13 protein-coding genes and 1 tRNA gene are annotated in these 12,215 nt (G+C 53.0%); 8 read left to right on the top strand and 6 right to left on the bottom strand.

Annotated elements, in window-relative coordinates; translation table 11 throughout:
• Positions 1-18: 18 nt before the first annotated feature.
• Positions 19-94: transfer RNA gene (locus KP80_RS04410), tRNA-Lys, on the top strand.
• Between the two features lie 120 nt (positions 95-214).
• Positions 215-556, top strand: a complete 342-nt coding sequence (locus KP80_RS04405; RefSeq protein WP_052282374.1) for a FlxA-like family protein — start codon at positions 215-217, stop codon at positions 554-556.
• On the opposite strand, the gene KP80_RS04400 is transcribed toward KP80_RS04405, so the two are convergent.
• Complete coding sequence (locus KP80_RS04400) at positions 547-1,473, bottom strand: LysR family transcriptional regulator (protein ID WP_052282373.1); 927 nt, start codon at positions 1,471-1,473, stop codon at positions 547-549. The genes KP80_RS04405 and KP80_RS04400 overlap by 10 nt on opposite strands.
• 89 nt (positions 1,474-1,562) lie before the next feature.
• Between KP80_RS04400 and KP80_RS04395 the strand changes: the two genes are divergently transcribed.
• Positions 1,563-2,558, top strand: coding sequence for a bile acid:sodium symporter family protein (locus KP80_RS04395; RefSeq protein WP_052282372.1), 996 nt, complete (start codon positions 1,563-1,565; stop codon positions 2,556-2,558).
• Here KP80_RS04395 and KP80_RS04390 read toward each other — a convergent pair.
• The 3 genes from KP80_RS04390 to zipA form a co-directional block, all read right to left on the bottom strand.
• Complete coding sequence (locus KP80_RS04390) at positions 2,555-2,767, bottom strand: DUF3820 family protein (protein WP_052282371.1); 213 nt, start codon at positions 2,765-2,767, stop codon at positions 2,555-2,557. The two genes, KP80_RS04395 and KP80_RS04390, sit on opposite strands and share 4 nt — an antisense overlap.
• Before the next feature lies 1 nt (position 2,768).
• The gene (gene ligA, locus KP80_RS04385; RefSeq protein WP_052282370.1) at positions 2,769-4,784 is read right to left on the bottom strand and encodes an NAD-dependent DNA ligase LigA; all 2,016 of its coding nucleotides are present in this window, start codon (positions 4,782-4,784) and stop codon (positions 2,769-2,771) included.
• Between the two features lie 70 nt (positions 4,785-4,854).
• A complete protein-coding gene (gene zipA / locus KP80_RS04380; RefSeq protein ID WP_052282369.1) occupies positions 4,855-5,865 on the bottom strand; it encodes a cell division protein ZipA in 1,011 nt (336 codons plus the stop codon).
• Between the two features lie 229 nt (positions 5,866-6,094).
• On the opposite strand from zipA, the gene cysZ reads away from it, so the two are divergent.
• The 5 genes from cysZ to crr all read left to right on the top strand — a co-directional run bounded on the left by cysZ (position 6,095) and on the right by crr (position 10,987).
• On the top strand, positions 6,095-6,856 hold the full coding sequence (gene cysZ / locus KP80_RS04370) for a sulfate transporter CysZ (protein ID WP_052282367.1): 762 nt from the start codon (positions 6,095-6,097) through the stop codon (positions 6,854-6,856).
• 197 nt (positions 6,857-7,053) lie between these two features.
• The gene (cysK, locus tag KP80_RS04365) at positions 7,054-8,025 is read left to right on the top strand and encodes a cysteine synthase A (protein ID WP_052282366.1); all 972 of its coding nucleotides are present in this window, start codon (positions 7,054-7,056) and stop codon (positions 8,023-8,025) included.
• A gap of 381 nt (positions 8,026-8,406) precedes the next feature.
• Positions 8,407-8,664: a phosphocarrier protein Hpr gene (ptsH, locus tag KP80_RS04360; protein WP_002913505.1), complete on the top strand. Its 258-nt coding sequence runs from the start codon at positions 8,407-8,409 to the stop codon at positions 8,662-8,664.
• A gap of 45 nt (positions 8,665-8,709) precedes the next feature.
• Entirely contained in the window at positions 8,710-10,437 is a 1,728-nt protein-coding gene (gene ptsI, locus KP80_RS04355; protein WP_052282365.1) for a phosphoenolpyruvate-protein phosphotransferase PtsI, read from the top strand.
• Between the two features lie 40 nt (positions 10,438-10,477).
• Positions 10,478-10,987, top strand: coding sequence for a PTS glucose transporter subunit IIA (gene crr / locus KP80_RS04350; protein WP_052282364.1), 510 nt, complete (start codon positions 10,478-10,480; stop codon positions 10,985-10,987).
• A 55-nt stretch (positions 10,988-11,042) separates the two neighbouring features.
• Here crr and KP80_RS04345 read toward each other — a convergent pair whose 3' ends face one another.
• Together KP80_RS04345 and pdxK are read right to left on the bottom strand one after the other, a co-directional pair.
• The gene (locus KP80_RS04345; protein WP_052282363.1) at positions 11,043-11,282 is read right to left on the bottom strand and encodes a hypothetical protein; all 240 of its coding nucleotides are present in this window, start codon (positions 11,280-11,282) and stop codon (positions 11,043-11,045) included.
• The gene (gene pdxK, locus KP80_RS04340) at positions 11,279-12,145 is read right to left on the bottom strand and encodes a pyridoxine/pyridoxal/pyridoxamine kinase (RefSeq protein WP_052282362.1); all 867 of its coding nucleotides are present in this window, start codon (positions 12,143-12,145) and stop codon (positions 11,279-11,281) included. The genes KP80_RS04345 and pdxK overlap by 4 nt, the downstream gene beginning before the upstream one ends.
• Positions 12,146-12,215: the final 70 nt, after the last annotated feature.

Raw genomic sequence — 12,215 nt, 5'->3', positions numbered from 1 at the left:
GTCATCACCCACCACTTCGGGTCGTTAGCTCAGTTGGTAGAGCAGTTGACTTTTAATCAATTGGTCGCAGGTTCGAATCCTGCACGACCCACCAATGTAAAAAGGCGCCCTAAAGGCGCCTTTTTGCTATGCGCAATTTACCTTTTTACGTCTTCCTCAAGTCCTGCCCCATCCTGCCGATATTGTTTATATTTCCCTTTAAAAGGTCGATATCATGAGCTCTATCAGCGCGTCTGCAGTTGCGACGTTACAAAACTCCGGCAGTTCCAGCATCTCAAGCAATAACGATGCAGCCTCCCAGATGGCACGAATTACCCAGCAGATCGTCAAACTCACCCAGCAGCTCAAAGAAATTGCCGACGGCAGCGGCAGTGCCGAGGAAAAACAGAAGCAGGCAGAGATGATTCAAGAGCAAATTGCGATGCTGGAAGCACAACTGGCTCAGCTTCAGAACCAGCAGGCGGAAAAAGCGCAGGAAAAACAGGAGAGCGCCGCCGCAGCCATCACAGGGGTCAACAACCCTAGTGACGCGCATCAAATTGATGTCTATATCTGATACAGCGGGTCCTGTAAGCGCTCATCCATCAGGCATTGGCCCTGCTCGCGAACCACGTCCCATAGCGCCTGCGCTGCCGTTGAAAGCGAGCGCTTTTTGCGCCGCGCCAGCATTAGCTGGCGTTCGACCCCTGGGGCCAGACGTTTCACTACCAGTGGGCTCCCCTCTGGCAGCGGCAGCGCCAGCGCTGGAATAATGCTGATACCAATGCCCGCCGTCACCATCGGAAACAGCGTCGCCGGGTGACCAATCTCCTGCACAATATTGGCGTCAATATCATGCAGACGCAGAGCCGCATCAATCAACATACGGCTACCGGAAGCATAATCCTGCAACACCAGCTTCGCTCCCTGTAGCGCCTGCCAACTCACACTCGGTAAATTAGCAAAGGGATGATCATTACGACAGAGCAAAAAGAACGGTTCCGACAGCACGGTTTCACACTGCAAATCACTAACCGCGCCGGGATCGATAACGATGCCGAAATCCACATCCCCCTGTCGAATACTCTCAAGCACCCACTGCTGAGGCCTGTCGTGCAGCACAAAACGAATGTCCGGATAACGCCGGTTGCTCTGGGCAATACACTGGGGAATCAGGTGTGCCGAAATAGTCTGGCTTGCAGCCACACGCACCGTCCCGCTGAGCTGCTGCCCAATGCGTCCCGCCTCGCGCAAGGTGCTGTGTAGCTCGTCAAGCTGACGCTCAAGCCGCTGTGCCAGCTGCTGCCCAGCTTCCGTGAGGACGACTTCACGGGTGGTACGATCCAGTAGACGTACGCCGGTTTGGCTCTCCAGTTCCTTCACGCTGTGGCTTACCGCCGACTGGCTGAGGCCGATTATCTCCCCTGCTCGGCTAAAGCTTTTCGCCTGAGCCACCGTCACAAACACTTTTAACTGTCGTAGCGAATAATTCATCTGTTTTATTCATGAATGGATGCAATAAATCAATTTTATTTCTCAAAAATAAAAAAGCAAAATGTCTGCATCGATCTTCAGGAGTTTTTATGAAACTTTTCCGCATTCTGGATCCCTTTACGCTGACCCTTATCGCTGTCGTCCTGCTTGCCACCTTCTTCCCGGCGCGCGGCGACTTTGTCCCTTTCTTTGAAAACCTGACCACCGCCGCCATCGCGCTGCTGTTCTTTATGCACGGCGCCAAGCTGTCGCGTGAGTCAATCATCGCTGGCGGTAGCCATTGGCGGCTGCATCTGTGGGTGATGTGCAGCACCTTCGTGGTATTCCCGGTGCTGGGCGTACTGTTTGCCTGGTGGGCACCAATTAATGTTGATCCGCAGCTGTATGCCGGTTTCCTGTACCTGTGTATTCTGCCAGCGACCGTACAGTCGGCCATCGCCTTCACCTCACTTGCCGGCGGTAACGTAGCCGCCGCGGTCTGTTCGGCTTCGGCCTCCAGCCTGCTGGGGATTTTCCTCTCGCCGCTGCTGGTAGGTCTGGTGATGAACGTTCACGGCGCGGGCGGTAGCCTTGAGCAGGTGGGCAAAATTATGCTGCAGCTGCTGCTGCCGTTTGTGCTCGGCCATCTCTCTCGTCCGTGGACGGCGGCATTTGTGACCAAACATAAGAAGTGGATTGCGAAAACTGACCAGACATCCATTCTGCTGGTGGTTTATTCAGCCTTTAGCGAGGCGGTGGTGAACGGTATCTGGCACAAGGTTGGCGTCGGTTCGCTGCTGTTTATCGTGGTAGTGAGCATTGTGCTGCTGGCGCTGGTGATTCTGATCAACACCGTCGTCGCTCGCCGACTGGGCTTCAATAAAGCGGATGAAATTACGATTGTCTTCTGCGGGTCGAAAAAGAGTCTGGCCAATGGTATCCCGATGGCCAATATTCTCTTCCCGACGTCGGTATTGGGGATGATGGTGCTGCCACTGATGATTTTCCATCAGATCCAACTGATGACCTGTGCGGTACTGGCGCGCCGTTACAAAGCACAGGCAGAGAAGTTGCAGGCCAAAGAACAGGCCCGCGTTGGAAGTTAACGCTTAAGGGGCTGCACCAGTTGGCTCAGCCCTTCGGTTTTGATCAACAACGTTAGCTGCATCAGTTCGCCAAGATGCCCGGCCGGAAACTCATCCTTCCGGGCAAACCACAGCAGATACTCTTCAGGCACATCAATCAAACGCCGTCCCTTATATTTGCCAAACGGCATTTCGGTGTTGGCTATCTCAATGAGCTGTTCTTTATCCACCTTAGACTCCTAACAGACGCAGCATTTCAGCCTCGTCAATCACTTCAATACCCAGTTCCTGCGCTTTTGCAAGCTTAGAGCCCGCGGCTTCACCGGCAATCACCAGATCCGTTTTTTTCGACACGCTTCCGGCAACTTTAGCGCCTAGCTCAACCAATCGCGCTTTAGCATCGTCGCGGGACATCTGGCTCAGACTACCGGTCAGCACCACGGTTTTACCCGCAAACGGACTGTCGATCTCGTCGGCATTGATAACCACCGGCGCCGGCCAGGTCACGCCTTCTTTGAGTAACTGCTGGATAACGTCACGGTTGCTCTCTTCGGCAAAGAAGTTAAACACGTGATTGGCCACCACTACACCGACATCAGGCACTTTTTGCAGTTCTTCAACCGATGCCGCTTCCAGGGCTTCTAGCGTACCGAAGAATGCTGCCAGCCCAGCGGCTGTCGCTTCACCGACTTCGCGAATACCCAATGCATAGAGGAAGCGAGCAAAGGTTGTCTGCTTGGCTTTTTCCAGCGCGCTCACCACATTCTGCGCCGATTTAGGCCCCATGCGGTCAAGCCCGGTGAGTTTGCCAGCAGTCAGGGTGAACAGATCGGCTGGCGTATGGACGTACTCTTTCTCCACCAGTTGGTCGATAATTTTGTCGCCCATACCGTCAACATCGAGCGCACGGCGGGAAACAAAGTGTTTGAGCGCCTCTTTACGCTGCGCGCCGCAGATCAAACCGCCAGTACAGCGCGCGACGGCTTCTCCCTCAACGCGCTCAACGTCAGAGTTACACACCGGGCAGTGGGTCGGGAAGACCACTTCCTGTGTTCCTTCCGGCCGCTCAGAGAGCACCACGTTCACTACCTGCGGGATAACATCACCCGCCCGGCGGATCACCACTTTATCGCCAATACGCAGCCCCAGGCGTTCGATTTCATCGGCGTTATGCAGCGTGGCATTACTGACCAGCACGCCCGCCACCTGAACCGGTTCCAGACGCGCCACTGGCGTAATGGCTCCAGTACGGCCAACCTGGAACTCGACGTCGCGGACGAAGGTCATCTGCTCCTGAGCCGGGAATTTAAACGCCACGGCCCAGCGCGGTGCTCGCGCGACAAAACCGAGCTGTTCTTGTAGGGCCAGCGAATTGACCTTAATCACCACACCGTCAATATCGAAGCCCAGCGTTGGCCGCTCATCTTCGACTTTGTGGTAGTAAGCGAGTACTTCCTCCGGCGAATCACACAGCTTCACACGGTCGCTGACCGGCAGGCCCCATTCCTTAAACTGCTGCAGACGCCCAAGGTGGGTGTCAGGCAATTCACCACCTTCCAGCACACCCCAGCCATAGCAGAAGAAAGTAAGCGGTCGCTTCGCGGTAATACGCGGGTCAAGCTGGCGCAGTGAACCCGCAGCAGCGTTACGCGGGTTAGCAAACACCTTATTCCCCGTGCGGCGTGCTTCTTCGTTGATTTTTTCAAACCCAGGCTGCGGCATAAAGACCTCGCCGCGCACTTCCAGCCTCGCCGGAATATTGTCGCCGCGCAGCTTGAGTGGAATGGCGCGGATAGTACGGACGTTGGAAGTAATATCTTCACCGGTGGTACCATCGCCGCGCGTCGCTGCGCTCACCAGCACACCGTTTTCATACAAGATGCTGACCGCCAGGCCATCAAGCTTCAGCTCGCAGCACCAGGTCAGTTTGTCCGTGCTCTTCAGACGGTCCTGAACGCGCTTGTTAAAAGCGAGGAAGCTTTCTTCATCAAAAACGTTGTCCAGAGACAGCATCGGTACTTCATGGCGGATCTGGCTGAATGCGGCCAGCGGCTGCGCCCCCACGCGCTGGGTCGGCGAATCAGAAGTGATAAGTTCTGGATGCTGCGCCTCAAGCTCGCGCAGTTCGCGCATCAGCCGGTCATACTCCGCATCCGGAAGCTCCGGGGTATCTAAGACATGATAAAGGTATTCATGATGGCGAAGGGTCGCTCGCAGTTCTGTCAGTTGTTGTTCTATTGATTGCATATCACACCATCAATGATAAAAAACCCCCGACAGGCGGGGGTTCAGGAAAGATTGGAAAAGCGTAGACCTATCAGGCGTTGGCGTCGATAACTTCGCGGATGCGATCCTGATACTCACGCATTTTTTGCGGGGTCATCATGCGACGCTGATCGTCCAGCACCACGCCACCGACTTCGTCAGCAATAAACTGTGCTGACTGGAGCATCAACTTGAAGTTTTGCAGCTCATCACCGTAGGCTGGCACCTGCATGAAGATGGTCACGCCTGGCGTTTGCATCTCGCCCATGTTTTCCGGATCAAATGTCCCTGGCTTCAACATGTTGGCAAGACTAAACAACGCTGGGCCGCTGCCGTCTGGGCTGAGATGACGATGGAAAATATTCATGTCGCCAAATTTAAACCCGGCCTGCTGAATGCTGTTCAGCAGCACTTCGCCATTAATTGACGAGCCCTGATGAGCGGAGACGTTCATCACGATGACGGTCTCTTTACGCTCTTTCACCGGCGGCACAGGTTCTGCTGCTGGCGGTTCAACCGGTGCAGGTTGAGGCTTCGGTGCAGGCTGCTGGGCTACCGGCGCTTCTGCTGGCTGAACAGGCTGCGGCGCGACGGGCTGAGGAGCCACTGGCGCATGCTGTACAGGCTGCGGTTCAACCACTGGCTGACGGACAGGTTGCTGTACCGGCTGCTGTGGAGGTGGAACCGGCGCATGCTGCACAGGCTGATACGGCTGTTGCACAGGCGGCGTCTGTACCGGCTCTTGCGGACGCACAGGCTGAGGCGCCTGACGCTCGTAAGGCGGCTGGTACTGGTGTTGAGGCGGACGAGGCGCGTCATGCTCCCCAGCAACCCCAGGGGCGTGATTGACCTTGTGGACACGTACTTCACCCACGCCTTCAACATTGTCATCAAAGTCCTCTTCCGACTCATCGTCGGCGTCACGAGACTTCATACGTTTTATTGGACGATCGCGAAACATCGAAGAACGTTCTTTACGGCTCGTCCAGAAACCATGAACCAGTAAAGCGAGTATGGCGATCGCGCCAACAATGATTAATATCAGACGCAAATCCTGCATCATTATATTCTCTGTTGTTCTAACACCTTGCCACCACGGCAAACATTTACTCACTAAGAGTATTTGCCCATCACGTCAAGTGCAAGTGTACTTAAGACATTCACTGCATAAAGATGGACTAAATCGTGCTTTTTGCTGGTTTTTCGAACATTTCCTAACTGGTCATTGTCCAACAAGTCGATAAAATACAGCTGTCTTTTAATGTAGTCAGACAAAGGAGCTCCACCTGACCATGGTTTCATCGTCCACCCCTGCTGCACGCAGCGGCGTTTACTATTTTTCTCAGGGCTGGAAACTGATCGGCTTGCCGGGCATCCGACGTTTCGTCATTTTACCGCTGTTAGTCAATATTATCCTGATGGGCGGCGCATTCTGGTGGCTGTTCAGCAAACTGGGAAGCTGGATCCCCTCTTTAATGAGCCGCATCCCCGACTGGCTGCAGTGGCTGAGCTATCTCCTGTGGCCTGTCATCGTGCTCTCCATTTTACTGGTCTTCGGTTATTTCTTTTCGACCATCGCCAACTGGATCGCCGCGCCATTTAACGGCCTGCTGGCCGAACAGCTGGAAGCGCGCTTAACCGGCGCGACACCGCCTGATACCGGCATCATTGGCATCATGAAAGATCTGCCGCGCATCATGAAGCGCGAATGGCAAAAGCTCGCCTGGTACCTTCCACGCGCCATCGTCCTGTTGCTGCTGTATTTCATTCCCGGCATTGGTCAAACAGTGGCGCCGGTGCTGTGGTTCTTGTTCAGCGCCTGGATGCTGGCCATTCAGTACTGTGACTATCCGTTCGATAACCATAAAGTGCCGTTTAAAACCATGCGCGAGGCTTTACGCACCCGTAAGGTCACCAATATGCAATTTGGCGCACTGGCCAGCCTGTTCACACTGATCCCCGTGTTAAACCTGGTCATCATCCCGGTCGCTATCTGCGGCGCAACGGCGATGTGGGTTGACTGCTACCGCGATAAACACGCGATGTGGAAGTAATCTGGCCGCACGTTAACGTGCGCTATCCAGCTCATCAGCCCCACTCTGAAAAGATGGGGCTTATACCTTGCCTTATTCCATCCGGCTTACCATTATTTCCCTTCAGTATATAGATATGCGAAATCCTTACTTCCGCAGAATCTTTAAGCAGGTATGCTGGTCCAGTACCCCAAATTTCATACAGTTAAGGACAGGCCATGAGTAAGATTTTTGAAGATAACTCCCTGACTATCGGTCATACGCCGCTGGTACGACTGAACCGCATCGGTAACGGGCGCATCCTGGCGAAGGTTGAATCACGTAACCCAAGCTTTAGCGTCAAATGCCGTATCGGTGCCAATATGATTTGGGATGCCGAAAAACGTGGCGTACTGAAACCAGGCGTTGAGCTGGTGGAACCAACCAGCGGTAACACCGGTATCGCTCTGGCCTACGTTGCCGCTGCTCGCGGTTACAAACTGACTCTGACCATGCCAGAAACCATGAGTATCGAACGCCGCAAGCTGCTGAAAGCGCTGGGCGCGAATCTGGTGCTGACCGAAGGCGCGAAAGGCATGAAAGGTGCCATCCAGAAAGCGGAAGAGATTGTCGCCAGCAATCCAGAAAAATTCCTGCTGCTGCAGCAGTTCAGCAACCCGGCTAACCCGGAAATTCACGAAAAAACCACCGGCCCAGAAATCTGGGAAGATACCGATGGCCAGGTTGACGTATTTATTGCCGGCGTAGGCACCGGCGGTACGCTGACTGGCGTCACTCGCTATATTAAAGGCACCAAAGGCAAAACCGATCTGATCGCCGTTGCCGTTGAGCCAACTGATTCTCCGGTCATCGCCCAGGCGCTGGCAGGTGAAGAAATCAAACCCGGCCCGCACAAGATCCAGGGGATCGGTGCCGGTTTCATCCCGGGTAACCTCGATCTGAAACTGATTGATAAAGTGGTTGCCATCACCAATGAAGAAGCAATTTCTACTGCCCGTCGTTTGATGGAAGAAGAAGGCATTCTGGCGGGTATCTCTTCCGGTGCGGCGGTAGCTGCGGCGCTGAAACTTCAGGAAGATGAAACCTTTACCAATAAGAATATTGTGGTTATCCTACCGTCTTCGGGTGAACGCTATTTGAGCACGGCATTGTTCGCAGATCTCTTCACTGAGAAAGAACTGCAACAGTAATGCCATCACGTTAAAATCGTGTAAAAAAGCACCCTCCTGGGTGCTTTTTTGTGGCGTACATCAAACTTTTACCCCCCCTGGCATTGCTTCACCTCCGTAGGTCTGGTATTTAACCATCATATTTATTTTGAGCCGCGAAATTATTCGTGACAGGTTTTCCAGTGCTGAATCGATTTTATGATTTGGTTCAAATCCTGCTTTCGCGGCATAATGTTTAATGATAAGCGAAACGTCAAAGGACAGAAGCGTCTGCGTCGGGTGTTTGTCTCCGATGGTAGTGCTGATTAGCGGGCGTCGCTTAATGAGTAATACAGGCTAAAGTGTGGCCACCAGGCTAGACTTTAGTTCCACAACACTAAACCTATAAGTTGGGGAAATATAATGTTCCAGCAAGAAGTTACTATTACCGCTCCGAACGGTCTGCATACCCGCCCTGCTGCTCAGTTTGTTAAAGAAGCTAAAGGCTTCACTTCAGAGATCACTGTGACTTCCAACGGCAAAAGCGCTAGCGCGAAAAGCCTGTTCAAACTGCAAACTCTGGGCCTGACTCAGGGTACCGTTGTCACCCTGTCCGCAGAAGGTGAAGACGAGCAGAAAGCAGTTGAACATCTGGTTAAACTGATGGCTGAACTCGAGTAAGTTCAAAGAGTTCTTTTAAATATCAGTCACAAGTAAGGTAGGGTTATGATTTCAGGCATTTTAGCATCCCCGGGTATCGCTTTTGGCAACGCATTGCTGCTGAAAGAAGATGAGATTGTCATCGACCGGAAGAAAATTTCTGCCGATAAGGTTGAGCAGGAAGTTGAGCGTTTTCTGAGCGGTCGTTCTAAAGCGTCCGCGCAGCTGGAAGCTATCAAGACCAAAGCTGGCGAAACTTTCGGTGAAGAAAAAGAAGCCATTTTCGAAGGGCATATCATGCTGCTCGAAGATGAGGAGCTGGAGCAGGAAATCATAGCCCTGATTAAAGATAAGCACATGACGGCTGACGCAGCTGCGCATGAAATTATCGAAGGTCAGGCAACTGCCCTGGAAGAACTGGATGACGAATATCTGAAAGAACGTGCGGCTGACGTACGTGATATCGGTAAGCGCCTGCTGCGCAACATCCTGGGTCTGGCCATCATCGACCTTAGCGCCATTCAGGACGAAGTTATCCTGGTTGCCGCTGACCTGACGCCATCCGAAACAGCACAGCTGAACCTGAAGAAGGTGCTGGGCTTTATTACTGACGCAGGCGGACGTACTTCCCACACCTCTATCATGGCGCGTTCTCTCGAACTGCCAGCGATCGTAGGTACTGGTAGCGTCACCTCTCAGGTGAAAAATGGCGACTATCTGATTCTGGATGCCGTGAACAATCTGGTTTACGTCAATCCAACCAATGAGCAAATCGAAGAGCTGCGTGCCGTACAAGAGCAGGTCGCTTCTGAGAAAGCTGAACTGGCAAAACTGAAAGATCTGCCGGCAATCACCCTTGATGGCCACCAGGTTGAAGTTTGCGCCAACATCGGTACCGTACGTGATATCGACGGTGCTGAGCGTAACGGTGCGGAAGGCGTTGGCCTGTACCGTACAGAATTCCTGTTCATGGACCGCGATGCACTGCCAACTGAAGAAGAGCAGTTTGCTGCATACAAAGCCGTTGCTGAAGCCTGTGGCTCGCAAGCGGTTATCGTCCGTACCATGGACATCGGTGGCGACAAAGAGCTGCCGTACATGAACTTCCCGAAAGAAGAGAACCCGTTCCTGGGCTGGCGTGCCGTGCGTATCGCAATGGATCGTAAAGAGATCCTGCGTGACCAGGTTCGCGCCATCCTGCGTGCTTCCGCTTTCGGTAAACTGCGCATCATGTTCCCAATGATCATCTCTGTTGAAGAAGTTCGCGCACTGCGCAAAGAGATTGAGATCTACAAACAGGAACTGCGTGACGAAGGTAAGGCCTTTGACGAAGCGATTGAGATTGGCGTGATGGTGGAAACACCGGCTGCGGCAACAATTGCACGTCATTTAGCCAAAGAAGTTGATTTCTTTAGTATCGGTACCAATGATTTAACGCAGTATACTCTGGCAGTTGACCGTGGTAATGATATGATCTCGCATCTTTACCAACCAATGTCACCTTCTGTTCTGACGCTGATTAAGCAAGTTATTGATGCTTCTCATGCTGAAGGCAAATGGACTGGCATGTGTGGTGAGCTTGCAGGCGACGAACGTGCTACACTTCTGTTGCTGGGGATGGGTCTGGATGAGTTCTCTATGAGCGCCATTTCTATCCCGCGCATTAAGAAGATTATCCGTAACACGAACTTCGAAGATGCGAAGGTATTAGCAGAGCAAGCTCTTGCTCAACCAACAACGGACGAGTTAATGGCGCTGGTTAACAAGTTCATTGAAGAAAAAACAATCTGCTAATCCACGAGATGCGGCCCAAATTACTGCTTAGGAGAAGATCATGGGTTTGTTCGATAAACTGAAATCTCTGGTTTCTGATGACAAGAAAGACACAGGAACAATTGAGATTATTGCACCGCTCTCTGGCGAAATCGTCAACATCGAAGACGTGCCGGATGTAGTGTTTGCTGAGAAAATCGTTGGTGATGGCATTGCTATCAAACCGACTGGCAACAAAATGGTTGCGCCGGTTGACGGCACCATCGGTAAAATCTTTGAAACCAACCATGCTTTCTCTATCGAATCCGATAGCGGCATCGAGCTGTTCGTTCACTTCGGTATCGATACCGTTGAACTGAAAGGCGAAGGTTTTAAACGTATCGCGGAAGAAGGCCAGCGCGTTAAAGTTGGCGATACCGTGATCGAGTTCGATCTGGCCCTGCTGGAAGAGAAAGCTAAGTCTACCCTGACTCCGGTTGTTATCTCCAACATGGACGAGATCAAAGAGCTGACTAAGCTTTCCGGTAGCGTAACCGTTGGTGAAACTCCGGTTATCCGCATCAAGAAGTAATTCTTGCTGCATAGAGAAATGGCGCCGATTGGCGCCATTTTTTTTGCCTGCAGCCTTATATCGCCGACGTCACCGGACGATAGCACGGCTCGCGCATCAGGATTTTCATTCCTTCAGGCCCGCTTTCCAGCATTCTTCGCTCGCTATCAGACACCTGCAACTCACATTGATAACCGCCGGTAACACCAAAAATAGCGCGCGCCACGCAGGCATCTTCCAGCGCATCCTGACCGCTGGTATCAAAATGGCCAACCAAACGCCCGTTATGGCGAACAACCAGACGATAACTCTTCATCGCGCCTCCCCTGCCGGTGGCAGAATTAATTCATCGCAGCCGCATTTCTGCGTCCAGCTCATCACCTCAAGTACGCGCTCGGCGGCATCCCGCGCAGCGTCTGCGAGCGTTTTTTGCTGCACAATTCCGCTAATCAGTTCGGCGCAGAACAGATCGCCGGTCCCTTTGAGATCGGTTTCCAGACGTGGATGCTCAATGATATCCACCGCATCCGAGGTGACGACGGCAACCGTAATATTGTCTGCATGACGGGCCGGAGCACTGGTAATAATCACCCATTGCAGCGTCTCGGTAAGTAGTGACTGTGCCGCTGTAACCGCTTCATCTAACGTCCGGCAAGGTTTACCGCTCAACATCTCCAGTTCAAAGACATTTGGCGTCAACCCCTGCGCCAGCGGCAGCAGATGAGTACGATAGGCCTGCGGAATTTCGGCCTGCACATAGATACCGCTATCCACATCGCCAATCACCGGATCAACCAGAATCGGGATCTGCGGGTGCGACTGCTGCACCGTTTTAAGCCACTCGGCGAGCAGCGCAATCTGCTCCGCACTGCCCATATAACCGGTGGTGACGGCTTTCAGCTCACGCAGCCCGTCTCGCTCATTAAGCGCGCGCAGATAGCCGCCAAACCACTCGCTGGGAATAATGCCACCATAATAGGTGTCATAGTGCGGCGTATTGCTAAACAGCACCGTTGGCACAGCGGTGACCCGCAGGCCATGAGCCTTAATCGCCGGGACGGCAACACTGTTGCCAACACTGCCGTAAACCACCAGCGACTGCACGGCGACAATATCCGTTTGCAGTGCCCGGTGCTTGTCATTAAACAGCACCGACTGTATTTCACTCTCCTGACCCATCACCTTCTCCTCTGACTCTGGACAGCGGGCTCACGCCTCACTATTATCGTCATATGCTAAAATTCATTTT

The sequence above is a fragment of the Kluyvera genomosp. 1 genome (genome assembly GCF_001266615.1).
Taxonomy (GTDB): Bacteria; Pseudomonadota; Gammaproteobacteria; order Enterobacterales; family Enterobacteriaceae; genus Kluyvera; species Kluyvera cryocrescens_A.
The sequence above is the reverse complement of the archived record's forward strand: the minus strand, read 5'-3'. Positions and strand labels throughout refer to the sequence as shown.

Bases quoted from the DNA above. Each gene is read 5' to 3' on its own strand.
- KP80_RS04405 (WP_052282374.1), top strand. From the start codon at position 215: ATGAGCTCTATCAGCGCGTCTGCAGTTGCGACGTTACAAAACTCCGGC.
- KP80_RS04400 (WP_052282373.1), bottom strand. From the start codon at position 1,473: ATGAATTATTCGCTACGACAGTTAAAAGTGTTTGTGACGGTGGCTCAG.
- KP80_RS04395 (WP_052282372.1), top strand. From the start codon at position 1,563: ATGAAACTTTTCCGCATTCTGGATCCCTTTACGCTGACCCTTATCGCT.
- ligA (WP_052282370.1), bottom strand. From the start codon at position 4,784: ATGCAATCAATAGAACAACAACTGACAGAACTGCGAGCGACCCTTCGC.
- zipA (WP_052282369.1), bottom strand. From the start codon at position 5,865: ATGATGCAGGATTTGCGTCTGATATTAATCATTGTTGGCGCGATCGCC.
- cysZ (WP_052282367.1), top strand. From the start codon at position 6,095: ATGGTTTCATCGTCCACCCCTGCTGCACGCAGCGGCGTTTACTATTTT.
- cysK (WP_052282366.1), top strand. From the start codon at position 7,054: ATGAGTAAGATTTTTGAAGATAACTCCCTGACTATCGGTCATACGCCG.
- ptsH (WP_002913505.1), top strand. From the start codon at position 8,407: ATGTTCCAGCAAGAAGTTACTATTACCGCTCCGAACGGTCTGCATACC.
- ptsI (WP_052282365.1), top strand. From the start codon at position 8,710: ATGATTTCAGGCATTTTAGCATCCCCGGGTATCGCTTTTGGCAACGCA.
- crr (WP_052282364.1), top strand. From the start codon at position 10,478: ATGGGTTTGTTCGATAAACTGAAATCTCTGGTTTCTGATGACAAGAAA.
- KP80_RS04345 (WP_052282363.1), bottom strand. From the start codon at position 11,282: ATGAAGAGTTATCGTCTGGTTGTTCGCCATAACGGGCGTTTGGTTGGC.
- pdxK (WP_052282362.1), bottom strand. From the start codon at position 12,145: ATGGGTCAGGAGAGTGAAATACAGTCGGTGCTGTTTAATGACAAGCAC.